The sequence below is a fragment of the Streptomyces sp. NPDC048257 genome, assembly GCF_043201855.1.
Lineage (GTDB): Bacteria > Actinomycetota > Actinomycetes > Streptomycetales > Streptomycetaceae > Streptomyces.
The window spans coordinates 299,018-318,441 of sequence record NZ_JBICZI010000005.1; the positions used below are offsets into that span (position 1 = coordinate 299,018).

The window sequence follows — 19,424 nt, forward strand, 5'->3', positions numbered from 1 at the left end:
CCTACTTCCGCATGATGGTCGGCTCGTGGCGGCGCAGCAGCCGGGCGACCAGCAAGCCGAACAGCACGGACAGAGCGACGAGCAGGCCCATCTCGATGAGCCACAGGTTGGGCTTGTGGTCGAACAGCGGGTCCTCGGTGATGGTGCCGGGCATGATCGCGCCGAGGTCGATGGTGGCCGCCATGGCGGCCATGGCCCACCGGGCGGGTACGAACCAGGCGAACTGCTCGATGACCGGGACTCCGGTGAGTTTCAGCAGCGAGCCGCAGAAGACCACCTGGACGATCGTGAGGAGGACCAGCAGGGGCATGGTGACCTCCTCCTTGGTCACCAGGGCGGAGATCAGCAGGCCGAGCAGCATCGCGGTGACGGACAGCAGGGCGACGGCGAGGGTGATCTCGACGAGCGGTGGCATGAAGAGGCCCCGGCCATTGGGCGCATTGGTCTTGACTCCGGCGAGGCCGACCACGGTGAGGACCACGGCCTGGGCGACGGTGATCGCGCCGAGGACCACCACCTTGGACATCAGGTAGGCCGAGCGGGACAGGCCCACGGAGCGCTCGCGCTGGTAGATGACGCGTTCCTTGACGAGTTCGCGCACCGCGTTGGCGGCGCCCATCAGGACTCCGCCCACGCACAGGATGAACAGGGCGTTCAGCGCGGTGTCGAGCGTGAGGGCGCTGCCGGACAGGGCGCGGGTCATGGCGCCCATGACGAAGGGCAGCCCGACCATGATGACCAGGAAGGTGCGGTCGGACTTGAGCACCGCGATGTACCGGCGGATCAGCGTGGAGAGCTGGGAGCCCCAGCTCTGGGCCTTGGGCGGCGGTTTCGGCGGGCTGCCGGCGGCCCGTTCGGCCTGCCCGGTGAGCGGGAGCCGGCCGGCGGTCACGTCGACGTTGCGGCGGTGCAGGGGCGAGTCCCGGAACTCTCCGGCCCAGTCGCGCTCGCGCTCGTTCTCGAAGGCTTCGAAGGCCTCGGGCCACTGGTCGAAGCCGAAGAAGGCGAGGGCCTCCCCGGGGGCGCCGTAGTACGCGATGCGCCCGCCGGGCGCGAGGACGAGGAGGCGGTCGCAGCCTTCGAGGTTGAGCACGCTGTGGGTGACGACGATGACCGTACGGCCGTCGTCGGCGAGGGCGCGCAGCATGTTCATCACCGAGCGGTCCATGCCGGGGTCGAGGCCGGAGGTGGGCTCGTCCAGGAAGAGCAGGGAGGGCTTGGTGAGCAGTTCCAGGGCGACGGAGACGCGTTTGCGCTGGCCGCCGGAGAGGCTGTGGATGGGCTGGTCGGCGCGCTGTTCGAGGCCGAGTTCGCCGATCACCTCGTCGACGCGGGCCTGGCGTTCGGCCTCGGCGGTGTCCTGCGGGAAGCGCAGTTCGGCGGCGTAGGTGAGGGCACGCCGGACGGTGAGCTGGGTGTGCAGGATGTCGTCCTGGGGGACGAGTCCGATGCGGCTGCGCAGTTCGGCGTAGTCGCGGTAGAGGTCGCGTCCGTCGTAGAGGACGGTGCCCTCGTCGGCGGGGCGCAGGCCGGTCAGTGCGCCGAGCAGGGTCGATTTGCCGGCTCCGCTGGGGCCCACGACGGCGAGCAGGCATTTGGCGCCGACCGGGAAGGAGATCCGTTCGAGGAGGACCTTGCGCCCCTTGTCGACGGCGACGGTGAGGTCCTGGACGTCGAGGGAGACCTCTCCGGTGTCCACGAACTCCTGGAGCTGGTCGCCGACGAGGCAGAAGACCGAGTGGCCGATGCCGACGATGTCGCCCTCGGTGACGGGGGTGGGCCGGTTCACGGCGGTGCCGTTGAGGTAGGTGCCGTTGTGGCTGCCGAGGTCGACGATCTGGTAGCTGCCGTCGGCGAGGGCGTGCAGCTCGGCGTGCCGGCGGGAGACGGTCAGGTCGTCGACGACGAGGTCGCTGTCGGGGGCGCGGCCGATCCGGACGGCGGTGCGCACGGGCAGCGGGCGTACGGTCGTCGGCTGGCGGAAGGCGCCGGTCATCGCCGGGGTCGTGACCCGGGACGGGCTGCCGGTCCCGGGGGCGGCGGGTGCGGGGGGTGGCGGCGCGGGCGGCTCGGCACCGACGACCGCGGCGCGCGGCCCGTCGTCGGCGCTGCCGAAGCGCAGTTCGGTGCCGACGCCGACGCTCCACTCGTGGATGCGGTGGCCGTCGGCCCAGGTTCCGTTGGTGCTGCCCTCGTCCTCCAGCGTCCAGTGGTCGCCGTCCGGGCGCAGGATCGCGTGGTGCCAGGAGACGCGGGCATCGTCGAGGCAGATCTCACAGAGGGGGTCCCGACCGACGTGGTAGATCCGGTCGGGATCCATCTCGGTGGCGCCCCAGTCGGTCACCAGAACGAGCTGGGGCGCGGTCGGCACTCCGGGGCGCTGGACCATGAACAGATTTTCCCACGATCCCGAGGGTCCGGCACCGGCCGGGCATCACCGCAGGTCAGAGGCCTCTTATGGGTAATGACAACGGTCCCCGTTGCAGCCTTTGCCGATCGCGCCGGGGTGCGCTTCACTTCACGCGACGGGACCGAACACACGGGTGCCGCGAGGAGACGGGGGACGCCATGAGTGGGCACGACCACGCGCACCACGCGCACGACGACCACGGACACGGGCAGTCGCACGGGCACGGACCCGGAGGGCACAGCCACGGCGTGGCCGCCGACGCCGACCGCCGCTGGCTGGCGATCGCGCTCGCCCTGATCGGCGGGTTCATGGCCGTCGAGGTGGTCATCGGCGTCCTGGCGAACTCGCTGGCCCTGATCTCCGACGCGGCCCACATGCTGACCGACGCCGTCTCGATCGTCCTGGCGCTGATCGCCATGCGGCTGGCCGCCCGGCCCGCCCGCGGCGGCTTCACGTACGGCCTCAAGCGGGCGGAGATACTCTCCGCCCAGGCCAACGGGCTGACGCTGATCCTGCTGGGGGTCTGGCTGGCCTACGAGGCGGTGCAGCGGCTGATGGACCCGCCGCCGGTGGAGGGCGGGCTGGTCGTGGTGACCGCGCTCGCGGGCATCGCCGTCAATGTGGCCGCGGCCTGGTGCATCTCCCGGGCGAACCGTTCCACGCTCGTCGTCGAGGGCGCCTACCAGCACATCCTGAACGACCTCTTCGCCTTCATCGGGACCGCGATCGCCGGTCTGATCGTGCTGACCACCGGCTTCCGGCAGGCGGACGCGATCGCCACGCTGGTCGTGGTGCTGCTGATGCTCAAGGCGGGCTACGGGCTGATCCGCGAGTCCGGCCGGATACTCCTCGAGGCCGCCCCCGCCCATGTGGACCCGGACGCGGTCGGCGACCGGCTGGTCGGGCAGCCGCCCGTCACCGAGGTGCACGACCTGCACATCTGGACGATCACCTCGGGTCAGGCGGCGCTCTCCGCGCACGTGCTGGTGGAACCGGAGGGCGACTGCCACGCCGTACGCCGGGAACTGGAGCAGCTGCTCGACAAGGAGTACGGGATCACGCACACCACCCTCCAGGTGGACCACGCCCAGGACTCCCTCCTGACGGTCGGCCGCGCGGGCGGGGGCCCGCCCGGTGCGCACTGCGCGGACGCGCACGGACCCGTCCACCGGCAGGGCCCGCACGAGCACTGACCGCGGAACGCGACCGCGCACCCGGTCGCGTTCCGCGGTCCCGCGGGCCCGGTCCCGCGGATCACCGGCCCGGGAGCACTGGCCGGGGCCCGTACGGGGCATGCATGGAGCCATGACGCACAAGCGCAGTGCCGGACTGCTCCTGTTCCGGCGGACCGGCACGGAGCCTGAGACCGGTGTCGAGGTCCTGCTCGGCCATATGGGCGGCCCGCTCTGGGCCGGGCGGGAAGCCGGGGGCTGGGCCATCCCCAAGGGTGAATACGGGCCGGAGGAGACCCCGCGGGCCGCGGCCCGCCGGGAGTTCACCGAGGAGATCGGGCTACCGCCGCCGGAGGGCGCGTACCTGCCGCTGGGCGAGGTACGGCTGACCAGCGGAAAGGTGGTGACCATCTGGGCGGTGGAAGCGGATCTCGACCCCGATGTGATGGTGCCCGGGACCTTCACCATGGAGTGGCCGCCGCACTCCGGAAACGTACAGGAGTTCCCCGAGCTGGACCGGGTGGCCTGGTTTGCTCCACCGCTGGCGCAAAGCCTGCTGATTCCCTCGCAACTCCCCTTCATCGAAAGGCTGTTGGAGCTACTCAAGGTTTGACCCACACTTGCACTTGCCAACACCCTTACCTGCATGGACATTGCACACATGACGAACGTCGTGCTGGTGGGAACCTTGGACACCAAGGGTGTGGAGTACGGCTGGCTGCGCGAGAGGCTGCTGCGCGCCGGCGTCGAAGTGGTACTGGTCGACACAGGAATCATGGGCGAACCCCGGGTGCCCGCCGATGTGCCGCGTGACGCGGTGGCCCGGGCAGCGGGAACGGAACTGTCGGAACTGCGCACGGCCGCCGACCGGGGGGCGGCCGTGACCACGATGGCGCGGGGCGCGGAGGCCACGCTGTTACGCCTGCACGCCGAGGGCAGGCTGCACGGGGTGCTCGCCATCGGCGGAAGCGGCGGCACCTCCATCGCCACCCGGGCGATGCGCGCCCTGCCGCTGGGCGTACCGAAACTGATGGTCTCGTCCATGGCGTCCGGGGACGTCCGCCCCTACGTGGGCTCCTCGGACATCACGATGATGTACAGCGTGGTGGACATCGCGGGAATCAACAGCGTCTCCGCGCCGGTCCTGGCGAACGCCGTGGAGGCGATCGCCGGGATGTCCAGGGCCTACGCCCGCACCTCCGCGGAGGGCCGCCCGCCCCGGCTGGGGGCGGGCGGCCGCCCGCTGGTCGCGGCGAGCATGGCGGGCGTGACCACGGCCGGTGTGGACGCGGCGCGCGAGCGGCTGACGGAACTCGGCTACGAGGTGCTGGTCTTCCACGTCAGCGGCACCGGGGGCCGCACCCTGGAGACGCTGGCCGGCGAGGGGGTCTTCGCGGGCGTCCTCGACCTCACCCTCAGCGAGCTCGCCGACGACCTGTGCGGAGGCATCCTCACGGCGGGCCCCGACCGGCTCAGCGCGGCCGGGCGGGCCGGCATCCCGCAGGTGGTGAGCCTGGGGGCGCTGGACATGGTGAAGTTCGGCCCGCTGGAGAGCCTGCCCCGGCGGGTGCGCGACCGCGGGGTCCACGTCCACAATCCGTCCATCACGGTGACCCGTACGACCGCGGCCGAGTGCGCGGAGCTCGGCCGGCGGGTCTCCGCCAAACTGCGCGCGGCGAGCGGCCCGACGGCCGTGTGCATCCCGCTCCGTGGACTGTCCACGCTCGGCGCGCCGGGCGGCCCGTACCATGACCCCGGCGCGGACCGGGCCCTGTTCTCGGCGCTGCGCGACGGCTTGCGGGGCAGCGCCGCCCGGCTCTACGACTACGACACGCACATCAACGACCCGGCCTTCGGGCGGGCGGCCGCCGACCGGCTGCACGCCCTGATCGGGGCGCTGGCGGCCGCGGCGTGAGACGTGCGCCGTGGCCGGGAACCGGCCACGGCGCGAACCACGTCCCAGGTGGCGTCCGGTCCGGGGAGGGCCGGTGGACGGCCGGTCCCGGACCGGTGGTCCGATCGGCACGGCGGCGCCACACGGCAGGCAGGGGGCAAGAACGATGAACGACACGCGGGCGGCATGGTCGGTCCCCGGGTACACCGAGGTCCGCGAGCTCGGCTCGGGCGGCAGCGGCCGGGTGGTCCTCGCCGTCCACGACGGCACGGGCACACCGGTCGCGGTGAAGTACCTCAGTGACCGGCTCCGCCAGGACCCGGCGTTCGTCGGGGAGTTCCGGGCCGAGGCCCGCCTCCTGGGCGGGCTGGAGACCCCGTACGTGGTCCGGCTGTACGAGTACGTGGAGGCGTCCGGCGGCGCGGCCATCGTCATGGAGCTGGTCGACGGCATCTCCCTGCGCGCGCTGCTGAAGCAGTCCGGGCGGGCCGACGCCGAGGCCGCCCTGGTGGTCCTCAAGGGATCGCTGCTGGGGCTGGCGGCAGCGCACCGGGCGGGCGTCGTCCACCGGGACTACAAGCCGGAGAACGTGCTGGTCGCGGCGGACGGCTCGTCGAAGCTGGTGGACTTCGGGATCGCGGCGAACCGGGGCAGCACGCCCGGCGTGGCCGGAACCCCCGCCTACATGGCTCCCGAGCAGTGGCAGGGCCGGCCGGCCTCGCCCGCGGCGGACGTGTACGCGGCGACGGCGACGTTCTTCGAGTGCCTGACCGGCCGCAAGCCCTACGACGGGGAGAACTTCGCGGAGCTCGCGGTCCAGCACATCGAGGCGCCGGTGCCGGAGACCGAGGCGCCGGAGCCCGTACGTCCGCTGATCCGGCGCGGCCTCGCGAAGGCGCCCGAGCAGCGGCCGGAGAACGCCGAGGCGTTCGTGGCGGAGCTGGAGGGCGTGGCGCTGGCGGCGTACGGGCCCGAGTGGGAGGAACGCGGACAGCGCAAGCTGGCGGCGCTGGCCGCCCTGCTGCCGCTGCTGTTCCCCTCGGCGGGCGCACCGGCAGCGGGTACCACGGCGGTGGCGACGACCACGGTTCCCAGTGGCTCGGGCTGGGCTCCGGGGCGGCGCGGCTGGCTCGCGACGGGAGTGGCGCTGGTGATGGGAACGGTGCTGATCCTGACGACGGACGCGATCGGCGCGGCCCCGGACGGGGCCTCGGCGGTGAGCGCCTTCGCGACGACGAGCGCGGCCCCTCCCGGATCGGCTTCGCCGACCCCGGGCCCGACGGTCTCCGCCTCTCCTTCGCCGAGTCCGAGCACCTCGGCGTCCCCGAGCCCCTCACCGTCCACGTCCCCGGCCGCTTCCCCGTCGTGGTCGGCGAGCCCCACCCCGAAGCCGACGGTGAGCTGGCCGCCGACCCCGACACCGACGCCCACACCGACGCTGAAGGTCACGAACGTGGCCGTGTCGCTGAAGACCGGGGTCTACCGGGGGGACGCGACCATCTCGGTCGCCAGCCAGGGCGCCGGGTCGGTCACGGTGGTGGTGGAGTGGTTCCTGGGCGGTGCGCAGGGCTCCTACTCCGTCCCCGACGGCTCGGAGTCGTTCGAGGTCCCGGCCGGTTCCATGGCCACCGTGGTCAAGCCGCACAGCTTCTCGCGCGAGCGCGGCTGCTACGGCGGCGTGCGCGTCACCACCAAGCCCACCGCCGGAAACAAGTCCGCGTCGGCCTCGCAGTACCTGCTGCGCTGTGTGGAGGTGCCCCGATGAGCGGTTCCGGCGCCCCCCAGGGCGACGACTACAGCGCCACCGTCCTCGGCAGCCACTGGTTCAGCGGCCCTCCGGCCGCGGCCGAGGCCGTGGTTCCCGACCGGGTCGAGGGGTCCGTACTGCGGTTCGGGCCGGGGGTCACCGCGGCCATGCCCGCGCCGTTCCCGCTGGACGCGGCCGTGGCAGTCGCGGCTGCGCCCCGGCCGCGCCGGGGGGCCGGTCTGCGGCGGTACGCCCTCGCGGCGGTGGTCCTGGCCGCGGTCATCGCGTATCTCGGGTGGCAGCGGCTCGGGCCCGGCATCGAGGTGCGGGAGGTGGCCGTGAGCACCGATCCGAACGGGCCGGCCTGTGATGCGACGGCCGATGTCGTGGCCGTCGTAGGGACCAACGGACGCCCGGGCACCCTCACTTACCGGTGGGTGCGCAGCGACGGCACACAGTCCGAGCAGCTCACGGAGCGGGTGCCGCGCGGGCAGCGGGAGGCCCGGCTGCACCTGCTGTGGACCTTCCACGGCACGGGGACCTACCCCGCGAAGGCTGAGCTGCGGCTGGTCTCCCCGCAGCAGCGCACGGCCGCGGTGGACTTCACGTACCGCTGCTCCCCGTAGCGGGCACGGCGGGCGGGACGGCCGGGGCGGGCAGCCGGATGACGGCGAGCCCGCCGGCGAGGTCCACCCGGGTGCGCGGCGGTGCGCCGTCCTCCTCGTCGTCGCGCATGACGAGGACGGACGTCAGGGAGGGCGACCGGGGTCAGAACCGGGCGTGCGCGGTGATGTCCGCCTCGAACTCGCCGGTCATCGCCGGGGTCACGGTCGGCCGGCACTGCCGGACCGCCTCCAGGTAGTCCCGGGTGGTCGCGCCCGGCTGCGCGGCCGCCACGCCCCGCGCGCCCACCGCCTCCAGGTCCCGCTCGAAGGACACCTGCGCCGCGATCCGCGCCGCGTGCTCGATGTCGGCCGGTGTGAACAGCTCGGTGGCCGCCACCAGGGCGCTCACGTCGACGTCCGCGCGCCCCGCCGTGTAGCGGGACCAGATCGCGGCGCGCGCTCCGGCGTCGGGGGTCCCGATCGGGATCAGGTAGTCGAAGCGGCCGGGCCGCAGGAAGGCGGGGTCGAGGGAGCGGATGGAGTTGGTGGCGCACACCAGCAGCCGCTCGTCGCCCTCCCGGAAGCCCGGTATCAGCTTCAGCAGGTCGTTCGTCACCCCGTGGATCCCGCCGGGCTGCGCGGGCTCGGTGCGCACCGGGGCGATCTCCTCGACCTCGTCGATGAAGACGAGGACGCGCTCCAGTTCGGCGATCCGGGCGAAGGCGTCGCGCAGCGCGGCCGCCAGGTTGCCCTCGTCGGCGAGGCGCGAGGGCAGCAGTTCGACGAAGGGCCAGCCCAGCCGGGAGGCGATGGCCCGGGCGAAGGTGGTCTTGCCGGTGCCGGGCGGGCCGAAGAGGGTGATGGCGCGCGGCGGCCGCACCCCGTGCGCGGCGGCCCGTTCGGGCTCGGCGAGCGGCAGCACGACGCGCCGCTCGATGAGGTCCTTCTCCTTCTCCATGCCGGCGACCTTCGCCCACAGGTCGCCCTGGAGGAAGCGGCCGCCCAGGTCGTCGAGGAGTCCGGCGGCAGGTCCGTGCAGGGGCTCGGTCTTCTCGAAGTAGGCGACGGCGGGCTGCCGGGTGTACCCGGCGTTGAGCAGGCCCTCGCCGAGCATGTCCTCCTCGGGCAGGACGTAGGCGATGCGGCCGACGCGGGCGGCGATGAGCCGTCGCTCCAGCTCGACGAGCAGGGCGCTGGCCAGGCCGCGGCCGCGCCAGCCGGCGGCGATCGCGATGCGCATGACCCAGGCCCGCTCCCCGGTGACGCAGGCGAGTGCGGCGCCGATGGGGACGCCCTGGTGGACGGCCACCACGCAGGGCTGGCGGTCGGTCAGCGCGCTGATGCACTCGGCGAGCGAGAAGACGGACTCCTGGCCGAGTTCGGCCGTGGTGTCGATCAGGTGGACCACCGCTGCGAGATCGCTCTCGCGGTAGTCGTGGATGAGCCAGTTCACCGGGTACCGCCCCTCGTTCGTGCTCCTGCGGCGAGGCTAGGGGCGGGTGGGCGGAATGCTCACGCACCGTGCTGCACAACACCCGGCCCGGAAACCGTCCGTGGCGTCCATAGACTCGGTTGCTCCTGCGGGGGGCGGCGCTGCCGCTGATCCTGTTCAGCCGGGGCCAGTCCGAACAGGTGTCGTGGCTACCTCCGCTGAGCAGGCCAAGGCGGCGGTGCTGCGGGAGCATTTCGCGGTGGTGGCGGACCGGCAGGTGCGGGGGCGCCGGGTGACGGTACGAGCGGCTCGGGTAGCCGGCGGATCGCCTCCGATAGCCGCTGATAGCCGACGAAAAGGGGCCTGTCCGGGCATGTCCCGGGTTTCACACCGGGTTCACGGGATTCACAGGAGATTCATACGGAAGACCAGCCTCCGGACATAGGTTCGGCGGGCAGGGTGGAAAAATGATCCACTCCACGCTCCCCCGAACGGCCCGGCGCACCCGTGCGCGGCGGGCGTCCCGGATCCTGCTCGCGCTCACCGCCATGGCCGCGCTGCTGGGCGTGGACCTGCCCGACGCCGCGGCCGGACCGCCGCTCGGTGTCACCGCGCAGGCACGGCCCGGTGACGCCGCGGACCGGGTGGGCGCGCTCTTCGCGGGCGGGCTCGACGGCGGGCACTTTTGCACCGCCGCCGTGGTGCACAGCGAGGGGCGCGATGTGATTGCGACCGCCGCGCACTGCCTGGAGAGTCCCTACACCACCGTCTTCGCGCCGGGCTACCGCGACGGCAAGGCTCCGTACGGCGTCTGGAAGATCACCGGCGCGTACATCGCGCCCGGCTGGACGGACGGGCAGGACCCGGACGACGACATCGCCTTCGCGACGGTGGCCCCGGTGGACGGCGGGCCGGCCTCGGCCGTCGAAGACCTCGTGGGCGGGTTCCCGGTCGCCGCCGAGCAGCCGGAGGACGCCACGGTGACGGTCATCGGCTACCCGCGGACGCTGGAGGCCCCGCTGCGCTGCGCGAACACCACGGCCCTGTTCTCCGGGACGCAGCGCCGGATCGGCTGCCCGGACCTCAGCGGCGGCACCAGCGGCAGCCCCTGGCTGGTCGACGGCGCGCTGGCCGGCGTGCTCGGCGGCTACGAGGGCGGCGGGAGCGTCCCGGAGATCTCGTACAGCGCGGTGCTGGGCGAGGAAGCGGTGGAGTTGTACCGGCAGGCGCAGCCGTGAACCGTGTCCGGCCGAGTGGGGTCAGAGCGGCGGGAGCCGCCTGCGCAGGAGGCAGAACTCGTTGCCTTCCGGATCGGCCAGGACGTGCCAGCCCTCGGCGCCGGTCTGCCCGACGTCGGCGGGCCTGGCACCGAGCGCGAGCAGCCGCTCCAGCTCGGCGTCCTGGTCGCGGTCGGTGGCGTTGACGTCGATGTGCAGCCGGAGCTTCCCGGATCGCGGATCGGCGCTGGGGCTGAGGACGAGGGTGGGCTGCGGTCCGCCGAAGCCCGCGTAGGGCGGTCCGATCTCGATGCTTCCGCCGTCCTCCCGGCCCAGTTCCGCGTAGCCGAGGACCTCGCTCCAGAACGCGGCGAGCCGCTCGGGGTCGGCGCAGTCGATGACCAGCTCACTGATGCGGCATGCCATGCCGGTCAGTGTAGGGAGATGTTTTTCAGCGGCGGGCCGGGACGCGTTCCGTGTCGGGCGCCGGGGACTGGGCGGGAAGCCGGCCGATCGACGGCCCGCGGGGGGTGCCCGAGCGGATGTCCTGCAGCCCGCGGCGCAGCCCGTCGCGCAGCAGCCGGCCGAGCGGACGTTCCACGAACCGGTGGATGAGCCACGCGAGCAGCAGCATCGTGGCGGTCACCCCGATGACCAGGGGCAGGGGCGCCACGTCGCGGCGGAAGGTGTGGATGAGGGTCAGCCCGGCCATCATGTGGATCAGGTAGAGCGGGTACGTGAGCGATCCGGCGTGCGGGAGCCAGCGCCACCGGACGCCGTCGAGGGCGCCGAGCGCGATCGCCGCCATGAGGGCGAAGCCCAGCGCGATGACCAGATGGGCGGGCCAGGCAGGCGTCTGGTGGGTGGCGGCCCGGCCCAGGCTGGAGATCATGCGGGCGTGCACATGGTGCTGCGCCAGGAGGAACTGGACGCCGACGACGGCCCACAGGACGGCGTTCGGCCGGAAGCGGCGCATCAGGTAGAAGCCGATGCCGGCGATGAAGTACGGGGAGGAGGACGAGACCGCGAAGAAGGACAGCACGCCGCTGTCGGCGGTGGGGGCCACGACGCCGGCGAGGGTCCAGGCCGCACAGAACAGGACGCAGTTGCGGTAGGTCACACCGCGCATGACCACGATCGCGAACAGTACGTAGAACTTGAGCTCGACGAAGAGGGTCCAGTACGCGTCGTCGATGTTCGGGACCCCGATGCCGCCCTGCAGCATCGACAGGTTCACCACGACATCGCTGAACGCACTGACCTCCCGCACCTCGGGCCAGGTGAAGAGCACGAGGGTGGTGAAGGCCACAGCCGCCCAATAGGCGGGGAAGAGCCGCGAGACCCGGGACACCGCGAAGTCGCCCACGGTCCGGCCCCAGGCGCTCATACAGATGACGAACCCGCTGACCAGGAAGAATATCTCGACGCCGAGCCAGCCGTAGACGGCGAACCGGTGGGCGACCGGGAAGATGCCCTCCGGCGGTTCGCCCCAGGCGCTGGACAGGGCGAAGTAGTGGTAGAAGAGCACCCCGAGTGCCGCGAGGACCCGGACCCCGTCGAGGACCGCCAGGCGCCCGCCGGGGGCCGCTCCGGCAGGCGCGCGGCTGCCGCCGCCCACCCGCGACTCTCCGGCTGAACTGCGCGAGATCATCCCCCGACCACCCTCCTCCAACGTACGACTGTCCGATTACCGCCTCAGGTCAGCGGAACCCTACAACGCACGTCCGAGCAGCTCACAGCGCCTGCCCGGCGGCCGGGACGGGTACGCCCCGGTTTGTCGGCCAGTGCCGGCGGGTGCTACTCCATGATCTCGGCAGGGGCGTCGAACCAGGTCGGCTCGTCGCGCAGGGCCCGGTGGATCCGGTCCAGGCCGAAGGGATCCAGCGGCGGCAGCGCATCCACCGCGAACCACGCCACCTCAAGGGATTCGTGGTCGTTGGCCCGCGCCTCGCCGCCCGTCGCGCGGCAGCGGAAGGTGATGTCCTGGAACTGGCAGACGTCCCCGTTGGGATAGGTCATCGACTCCGTCATCTGGACGAGGACCACGCGCTCGGCGACGCAGCGCACCGCCGTCTCCTCGTACACCTCGCGCACGGCGGTCTCGGCGGGCTGCTCCCCCGGCTCGGCGATCCCGCCGATCACTGCCCACTGCCCGGTGTCGGAGCGCCGGCCGAGCAGCACCCGGCCGAGGTCGTCGAAGACGATCGCCGTGACCCCGGGCAGCAGGAGCAGCTGGTGTCCGGCACTGGCGCGGATCTGACGGATGAACTCGGGTGTGCTCATGCCCCGACCCTACGAGGCCACCGCCCCCGGTCCGTCTCAGGCGGCGCGGCGCGCGCGGATCCGGCGGGTCAGGAGCAGGCCGAAGCCGCCGGCGGCCAGCAGGAGCAGCCCGTACTCCGGCAGCGGTCCGACGACCGTGGCCGGGGTGCGGCCGGAGCGCAGCGGGATCTCGGCGACGAGCGCGTCCGCGGTGAACATCTTCGTCTGCGAGACGACCTTCCCGTCGGGGCGGATGACCGCGCTGACCCCGCTGGTAACGGGGACGAGGACGGTCCGGCTGTGTTCGACGGCCCGGATCCGGTCCATGGCGAGCTGCTGGTAGGTCATCTGGGTCCGGCCGAAGGTGGCGTTGTTGCTCGGTACGGCGATCACCTGGGCGCCGTCCTGGACGGTGGAGCGGACGGCGTCGTCGAAGGCGGCCTCGAAGCAGGTGACCATGCCGACGCCGCTGCCTGCCATGTCGAAGACGCCGGGGTCCTTGCCGGGGCCGAAGTCGCGGCGCACGCGATCCACGTCGGAGCTGAAGAGCCGGACGACGGAGCGCATCGGGATGCGCTCGCCGAAGGGCTGGATCTTGCGCTTGTCGTAGGTCACGGTCGGGCCCTTGACCGGGTCCCACAGGATCATCGTGTTGCGCAGCGGGCCCGTCTCCGGGGCCACCACGGCGCCGATCGCGACGGGCACGCCGATGGCCTTGACCGCCTGGTCGATGACGGCGTGGGCGTCGGGCTCGGCGTAGGGGTCGAGGTCGGAGGAGTTCTCCGGCCAGACGACGAAGTCGGGCTTCGGGACGCGCCCGGCCTTGACGTCCTCGGCGAGCTGGACGGTGCGCCTGGCGTGGTTGTCGAGGACGGCCCGGCGCTGGGAGTTGAAGTCGAGGCCGAGGCGGGGCACGTTGCCCTGGATGACGGCGGCCACGGCGGTGCCGTCCTCGGCCGCGTCGGAGACGAGCGGGCGGGCGGCGAGGGCGGCGCCGATCGGGGCGGCGATGGTGAGGGCGGTCAGCGCGGCGGTGGTGCGGCCGGGGTGGTTGCGGGCGGTGCGCAGGGCTTCGTAGAGGCCGAATCCGCACAGGACGACACCGAAGGTGAGCAGCGGTGTGCCGCCGAGGGCGGCGAGCGGGGTGAAGACGCCGTCGGCCTGTCCGAAGGCGAGCTTGCCCCAGGGGAATCCGCCGAAGGGGGCGCGGGCGCGCAGCGCCTCGCCGGCGACCCAGACTGCGGCGGCGAACACCGGCCAGGCCGGGAGCCGGCTGACCAGGGCGATACCGAGTCCGGTGAGGCCGATGAGGAGGGCTTCGAGGGTGCACAGCGCCAGCCAGGGCACCGGGCCGACCTCCTCACCGGTCCAGACGAGGAGCGGCAGCAGGTAGCCGAGCCCGGCGAGCAGCCCGAGGCCGAAGCCGGCCCGGGCGCGGCGCCCGTGCAGGCAGCCGGCGAGCAGGGCGAGGGCGAAGGGGGCCAGCCACCACAGCGGGCGGGGCGGGAAGCTGAGGTAGAGCAGGACGCCGGAGACGGCGGCGAGCACGGCGCGCACCAGCCAGGCCCCCTTCCGCGGGGCGCCGGACCGGCCGGTGACGGGGGGCACGGCCGTCTCGGCCGGGGGCCCGTCGGGGGACTGCGAGGGCTCGTTCCCGGTGGCGCGGGTGACACTGCTGCTCATCTGGCGGAGTGTACGTCCCCGCGCCTCGCAGACCGGTAAGCACCCGGCCGCGGGGCGCGGCTCAGCGGGACGCGGCTCAGCGGGACGCGGCTCAGCGGGCGAGGGCGCGCAGGTGGGTGCGGATGACGCGGACCGCGTTCTCGGCGTCGTCGACGGTGACGGTGAACCGCTTGCCGTCGTCGAGGACGAGGACCATGCCCTCGCCGCGCCGGACGATGATCGCGGTGCCCTTCTCGGGGCGCCAGCGGTGGCCCCAGCCTCCCCATTGCTGCGGGGTGATGCTGGGGACGAACTCGGCGGAGGCGACCTGTGTGAGCCGGATCCGGCGGCGGGGCACCCCTATGTAACCGCAGCGCACCTCCAGGGCCTCGGCGTCGACGGTGACGGCGACGTGCACGAAGGCGAGGGTGCCGTAGAGGATGAGCAGCCCGGCGGCGAGGCAGCCGATCACGGACATGAGCAGCGGGATGATGCCGGCGGTCCAGGCGTTGTCGACGGCGAGTTCGATGCCGAGCGCCAGACAGGCCGCACCGGCGGCTGCGAGCAGCCACTGCGCACGGTTGGAGGCCCGGCCCGCCCAGAGCGGACCCGGAGGGTGACCCGTCATGAGTAGCAGCGTACTCACGTTCCGCTTGCCCGCCACCGTCTCCCGTCCGGTCGGTTCAGCGCGGCTCGGCGCGGCGGGCCGTCCGGCTGCCCGGGAGCAGGCGGACGAGCGCGTCGCGCAGGGCCGGGCGGGGGCCGGTCATGAAGCGGTGCAGGTTCCGCGAGCCGAAGGCGACGCGCTGGGCGCTGCGGCGGCGCTCGGTGTCGTACGCGCGCAGGGCGCCGGGCAGCCCGGCCGGCCCCCCGGCGGCGACGGCGCGGGTCAGGGCCTCGGCGTCGAGGAGGGCGGTGCAGGCGCCCTGGCCGAGGTTGGGGGTCATGGCGTGGGCGGCGTCTCCGACGAGGGCGACCCGGCCGTCGGCGACGAAGGTGGGGAGCGCGGGGTACAGGTGGCGCATCTCGTACCGGATCCAGGTCGCGGGGTCGGTCTCGGCCAGCACGCGCGGGACGGGGTCGTGCCAGCCGGCGAAGGCCTCCCGTACCTGCTGGGCGGTGGTGGCCGCGGGGACGGTGGCGTACCAGTTGGTGCGGCCGGGCTCGACGGGGGTCATGCCGAAGAAGCGACCCTGGCCCCAGGTCTCGCCGTACACGCCGGTCTCGAATCCGGCGATGCCGATCCAGGCGACCGTGCCGATCGGGCGCGGACCGCCGGCGCGGCCGAGGTACGCCGTACGGACCACGCTGTTGATGCCGTCGGCACCGACGACCAAATCGGCGCCGAGCGCGGCCGGGTCGGTGAGGTGCTGCCCGTACGCGATCCGCACGCCGCCGAGCCGGTCGAGCCCGGCGAGCAGCGCGTCGATCAGGTGGGGCCGGGCGATGAGGAGTTCGGGACGGCCCGCCCTGCGCTCGATCCGTTCGAGCGGGAGGGCGGCCAGCACCGAACCGTCGGGGCGCCGGATCCGGGCTCCCCGGTACGGAACCGCCCGCGCCCGCAGCGCTTCGCCGAGGCCGAGCCGGTCGAGCGCGGCCTGGGCGGTGGGGTGGATCCCGAAGGCGGTTCCGTAGCGTTCGAGCTCGGTCCTCCGTTCGAGAACGGTCACTTCCCAGCCCGCGCGGCGCAGGCCGACGGCGGTGGCGAGTCCGCCGACTCCCGCGCCGACGACCACGGCCGTGCCCGCCCCGCTGTCGTTCTCGCTCCCGGTTTCGCCCATGGCCATCCCCTTCGCCGCACCGTCCGCCCACGACCACCACACCCGTGGTACCACATCTGTAGTACCACGGGTGTGGTTAAGCTGGCAACGTGAATCAGGACCGGAGGGACCGGCTGCGGGACGCGGCCATCGCCGTACTGGCGGAAGCGGGCGGGCGCGGGCTGACGCACCGGGCCGTCGACGCGGCCGCCGCCGTGCCGCCGGGCACCGCCAAGAACTACTTCCCGACCCGCGACGCCCTGCTGCGGGGCGCGGCCGAACGCTGCGCGGAGGAGTACCGGGCGCTGGCCGCCGCCCTGACGGGGCCCGGGCCCACCGATGCGGCGCAGCTCGCCGCACTGCTCGCGGGTCTGCTGCGGGATGCGACCGGGGACGGACGCCCCCGCACACTGGCCTATCTGGAGCTCCGGACCGAGGCGACGCGGCGGCCGTGGCTGGCCGCGCTGCTGGACCCGGTCGCGGCGGCCGACTTCACGGCGCACGCGCATCTGCTGCGCACGGCCGGACTGCCGGCCGGACCGGAGCGGGGCCGCTCCCTGACCCTCGCTCTGCACGGCGCGCTCCTCCACCTGCTGACCGGCGCTCCGGCGACCCTGGCCGCGGCCGGTCTGGACGACCTGGACCGCTTCGCACACGAACTGCTGGCAGCCGTGTGCGCGGAGAGGGCCTCGTGATCACGCGGAGGGACCGGGCCGTCGGAGCCGTCCTCGGTTCGGCCGCGGGTGACGCGCTGGGGGCTCCCTACGAGTTCGGGGCGGCGGGGGAACTGACCGCGCGTGGCGCGGAGATGGCCGGGGGCGGCGGCTGGGACCCGGGCGAGGCGACGGACGACACACAGATGGCCGTCCTGGTCGCGCAGTCCCTGCTGGAGTGCGGCGGTCTCGAACTGCCCGACATCTTCGGCCGGTTCCGGCGATGGGCGGCGGGGCAGCCCAAGGACATCGGACTGCAGACCGAGGACGTGCTGACGAACGGCGAGCCCTGGGATCGCGCCGCGGCCCTGCGCTTCCAGTGCAACGCACGGGCCGCGGGCAACGGTTCCCTGATGAGGGCGGCCACCTCTGCGCTCTACTTCGCCCCCGCCGGACAGCGGGGAACCATGGACGCCGCCCGGCGGATCGCGGCGCTGACGCACGGCGACCGGGCGGCCTGGGAGGGGACCGCGATCCTGCACGAGCTCGTCCGCGTCGCCTTGGCGGGAGCCGATCCGCTGGCCGAGCTCCCCGCGACGCTCGCCGCGGTGCACCCGGACCACCGCGAGCGGTACGGGCGGGTGCTCGCGCCCGACTGGCATCCGGACCTGGCCACCGAGTTCAACGGGGCGGTGTGGCCCTGCCTGGGCTCGGCGGTGTGGGCCCTGCGGACCACCGCCACCTTCGCGGAGGCCGTACGGGCCGCCGTGGACCTGGGCGGGGACACCGACACGGTGGCCGCGGTGACCGGAGCCCTGGCCGGGGCCCGGTACGGCCAGGGGGCGGTCCCGGAGCACTGGACGGCCGCGCTCCATGTGCCGCTGCCCGGCTTCGGGGACCGGGCCCTGGACGCGGACGACCTGCGTGCGCTGGCTCAGCGGCTCGCGGCGGCCGGCTCCCGCTGAAGTTCCAGGCGCCGTCCCCGGTAGGCCGCACGCAGCCGCCGGTCGTGCGTGACCAGGACCAGGGTGCCGCCGAAGTGGGCCAGGGCCGCCTCGAGTTCCTCCACCACGGCCGGGGCCAGGTGGTTCGTCGGCTCGTCCAGGAGGAGCAGGTCGAGCGGCCGCGCCACCAGCCGGGCCAGCTCCAGCTTGCGGCGCTGACCGGCCGAGAGGGCGCGTACGGGTCGGGTGAGGTCCTCCGGGGCGAGCAGACCGTCAGCGGCCACCTGATCGGCGTACTCCTGGCCGAACACCTCGACGACGGAGCGCAGTTCGCGCTGCCACGGATCGTCCTGCCGGAGCAGTCCCACGCGCGGGGGTGTCCGTACGCCGCCCTGCGCGGACTCCAGTTCCCCCGCGAGCAGGTGCAACAGGGTGGACTTCCCCGCGCCGTTGGGTCCGGTCACCAGGAGCCGCTCGCCCGGCGTCAACGTGAGCGAGAGGGGTGCGAGCCGCCCCGGCACGGCCGCATCCGCGATCTCCACCGTCCCCGCCGAGCCCTCGGCGAACCGCCCGGTGAAGACGAGCGGTCGCGGGGGCGGCGCGACCGGGTGCTCGGTCAGCCGGTGCAGCCGTTCGCGGGCGGTGCGGATGCGGCTCGCGGCGCCGTGGCTCCGCGACCGGGCACGGAAGGCGCCGGCTCCGCTGAAGCCGCGCGGCAGCTTCCGGGGGATCGCGGCGAACCGGCCGATGTTGGTGTCGGCGAGGCGCTCGGCATCGCGGACCTCCTCTCGCCACTGCTCGTACTCCCGCTCCCGGCGGGCCCGTTCGGCGGCGCGGCCGGTGAGGTAGCCCGCGTAGCCGTTGCCGTACCGGCGTACCGTCCGGTGGTCCTGGTCCACTTCGAGGATGGTGGTCGTGACGCGGTCGAGGAAGAGCCGGTCGTGGGTGACGGCGACGACGGTGCCGCGGTGCGCCAGCAGATGCTCCTCCAGCCAGGCGACCGCCTCGTCGTCGAGGTCGTTGGTGGGTTCGTCGAGCAGCAGCAGTTCCGGCTCGGCGGCCAGCGTCGCCGCGAGCGCGAGCCGGGAGCGCTGGCCGCCGGACAGGGTGGCGAGCCGGCGGTCCGGGTCGGGATCGCCGCGTTCGCCGAGGCGGCGCAGGGTGGCCCTGACACGCCGTTCGGCATCACGGCCGCCGCGCGCCTCGTAGGCGGCGAGGAGGTCTCCGTACGCGGCGAGCTCCTCGGGGCCGGCCCGGTGGAGGCCGGATTCGGCGGCGCGGATGCGGCGTTCCAGGGTGCGCAGGTCGGCGAGGGCGAGGTCGACGGCCTCGCCGACGCGGGCGGTCGGCGGGAGGTCGAGGGTCTGCGCGAGGTGACCGAGGCCGCCGGGGGCGGTGACGGTGACCTCGCCGTGATCGGGCCGTTCCCGTCCGGCGAGGAGCGTGAGCAGGGTGGACTTGCCGGAGCCGTTGTCGCCGACGACGCCGACCCGCTCGCCGGGCCGGACCGTACAGCTGACGCGGTCCAGGACGACGCGGGTGCCGTAGCTCTTGGTGACCTCGGACAGGACGATCCGGCTGGTGGCAAGTGGAGCAGGCAAGGGCGATCCTTCCAGGCGATGGAACGAAGCAAGAGACGACGCGAAAGGCGCAATCGGAGACGAAC

At 73.5% G+C, this 19,424-nt stretch carries 17 protein-coding genes and 1 pseudogene; 8 read left to right on the forward strand and 10 right to left on the reverse strand.

The window, feature by feature from the left end:
* Position 1: 1 nt before the first annotated feature.
* Positions 2-2,389, reverse strand: coding sequence for an FHA domain-containing protein (locus ACGFZK_RS14575; RefSeq protein WP_393849205.1), 2,388 nt, complete (start codon positions 2,387-2,389; stop codon positions 2-4).
* Between the two features lie 179 nt (positions 2,390-2,568).
* Between ACGFZK_RS14575 and ACGFZK_RS14580 the strand changes: the two genes are divergently transcribed.
* From ACGFZK_RS14580 to ACGFZK_RS14600, 5 genes are all read left to right on the forward strand, one after another.
* Positions 2,569-3,603, forward strand: a complete 1,035-nt coding sequence (locus ACGFZK_RS14580; protein ID WP_393849206.1) for a cation diffusion facilitator family transporter — start codon at positions 2,569-2,571, stop codon at positions 3,601-3,603.
* Positions 3,604-3,715: 112 nt separating this feature from the next.
* Positions 3,716-4,195, forward strand: coding sequence for an NUDIX domain-containing protein (locus tag ACGFZK_RS14585; protein ID WP_393849207.1), 480 nt, complete (start codon positions 3,716-3,718; stop codon positions 4,193-4,195).
* 48 nt (positions 4,196-4,243) lie between these two features.
* Positions 4,244-5,497, forward strand: coding sequence for a Tm-1-like ATP-binding domain-containing protein (locus ACGFZK_RS14590; RefSeq protein WP_393849348.1), 1,254 nt, complete (start codon positions 4,244-4,246; stop codon positions 5,495-5,497).
* Positions 5,498-5,642: 145 nt separating this feature from the next.
* The gene (locus tag ACGFZK_RS14595) at positions 5,643-7,241 is read left to right on the forward strand and encodes a serine/threonine-protein kinase (RefSeq protein ID WP_393849208.1); all 1,599 of its coding nucleotides are present in this window, start codon (positions 5,643-5,645) and stop codon (positions 7,239-7,241) included.
* Positions 7,238-7,849, forward strand: coding sequence for a hypothetical protein (locus ACGFZK_RS14600; RefSeq protein ID WP_393849209.1), 612 nt, complete (start codon positions 7,238-7,240; stop codon positions 7,847-7,849). The genes ACGFZK_RS14595 and ACGFZK_RS14600 overlap by 4 nt, the downstream gene beginning before the upstream one ends.
* Here the strand turns inward: ACGFZK_RS14600 and ACGFZK_RS14605 are convergent.
* Together ACGFZK_RS14605 and ACGFZK_RS14610 are read right to left on the reverse strand one after the other, a co-directional pair.
* Positions 7,827-7,970: pseudogene (locus ACGFZK_RS14605) on the reverse strand (DUF6191 domain-containing protein); the annotation flags it as partial. The gene ACGFZK_RS14600 and the pseudogene ACGFZK_RS14605 sit on opposite strands and share 23 nt — an antisense overlap.
* Positions 7,971-7,991: 21 nt before the next feature.
* On the reverse strand, positions 7,992-9,281 hold the full coding sequence (locus ACGFZK_RS14610; protein ID WP_393849210.1) for an ATP-binding protein: 1,290 nt from the start codon (positions 9,279-9,281) through the stop codon (positions 7,992-7,994).
* 446 nt (positions 9,282-9,727) lie between these two features.
* Between ACGFZK_RS14610 and ACGFZK_RS14615 the strand changes: the two genes are divergently transcribed.
* Positions 9,728-10,498: a trypsin-like serine peptidase gene (locus tag ACGFZK_RS14615; protein WP_393849211.1), complete on the forward strand. Its 771-nt coding sequence runs from the start codon at positions 9,728-9,730 to the stop codon at positions 10,496-10,498.
* A 21-nt stretch (positions 10,499-10,519) separates the two neighbouring features.
* Here ACGFZK_RS14615 and ACGFZK_RS14620 read toward each other — a convergent pair whose 3' ends face one another.
* The 6 genes from ACGFZK_RS14620 to ACGFZK_RS14645 all read right to left on the reverse strand — a co-directional run bounded on the left by ACGFZK_RS14620 (position 10,520) and on the right by ACGFZK_RS14645 (position 16,182).
* Complete coding sequence (locus tag ACGFZK_RS14620; protein ID WP_393849212.1) at positions 10,520-10,903, reverse strand: VOC family protein; 384 nt, start codon at positions 10,901-10,903, stop codon at positions 10,520-10,522.
* Positions 10,904-10,928: 25 nt separating this feature from the next.
* A complete protein-coding gene (locus ACGFZK_RS14625) occupies positions 10,929-12,128 on the reverse strand; it encodes an acyltransferase family protein (RefSeq protein WP_393849213.1) in 1,200 nt (399 codons plus the stop codon).
* 146 nt (positions 12,129-12,274) lie between these two features.
* Positions 12,275-12,760 (reverse strand): NUDIX domain-containing protein, encoded by a 486-nt coding sequence (locus tag ACGFZK_RS14630; RefSeq protein ID WP_393849214.1) that lies wholly within the window; start codon positions 12,758-12,760, stop codon positions 12,275-12,277.
* Positions 12,761-12,796: 36 nt separating this feature from the next.
* A complete protein-coding gene (gene lnt, locus ACGFZK_RS14635; RefSeq protein ID WP_393849215.1) occupies positions 12,797-14,422 on the reverse strand; it encodes an apolipoprotein N-acyltransferase in 1,626 nt (541 codons plus the stop codon).
* A 91-nt stretch (positions 14,423-14,513) separates the two neighbouring features.
* Entirely contained in the window at positions 14,514-15,029 is a 516-nt protein-coding gene (locus tag ACGFZK_RS14640; RefSeq protein ID WP_393849216.1) for a hypothetical protein, read from the reverse strand.
* A gap of 55 nt (positions 15,030-15,084) precedes the next feature.
* A complete protein-coding gene (locus tag ACGFZK_RS14645; RefSeq protein ID WP_393849217.1) occupies positions 15,085-16,182 on the reverse strand; it encodes an FAD-dependent oxidoreductase in 1,098 nt (365 codons plus the stop codon).
* Positions 16,183-16,271: 89 nt separating this feature from the next.
* Here ACGFZK_RS14645 and ACGFZK_RS14650 point away from each other — a divergent pair, with 89 nt between their 5' ends.
* Both ACGFZK_RS14650 and ACGFZK_RS14655 read left to right on the forward strand, forming a co-directional pair.
* A complete protein-coding gene (locus ACGFZK_RS14650) occupies positions 16,272-16,856 on the forward strand; it encodes a TetR/AcrR family transcriptional regulator (protein ID WP_393849218.1) in 585 nt (194 codons plus the stop codon).
* Positions 16,856-17,779 (forward strand): ADP-ribosylglycohydrolase family protein, encoded by a 924-nt coding sequence (locus ACGFZK_RS14655; RefSeq protein WP_393849349.1) that lies wholly within the window; start codon positions 16,856-16,858, stop codon positions 17,777-17,779. The genes ACGFZK_RS14650 and ACGFZK_RS14655 overlap by 1 nt, the downstream gene beginning before the upstream one ends.
* Here the strand turns inward: ACGFZK_RS14655 and ACGFZK_RS14660 are convergent.
* Positions 17,749-19,359, reverse strand: coding sequence for an ABC-F family ATP-binding cassette domain-containing protein (locus ACGFZK_RS14660; protein WP_393849219.1), 1,611 nt, complete (start codon positions 19,357-19,359; stop codon positions 17,749-17,751). The genes ACGFZK_RS14655 and ACGFZK_RS14660 overlap by 31 nt on opposite strands.
* Between the last annotated feature and the right edge of the window lie 65 nt (positions 19,360-19,424).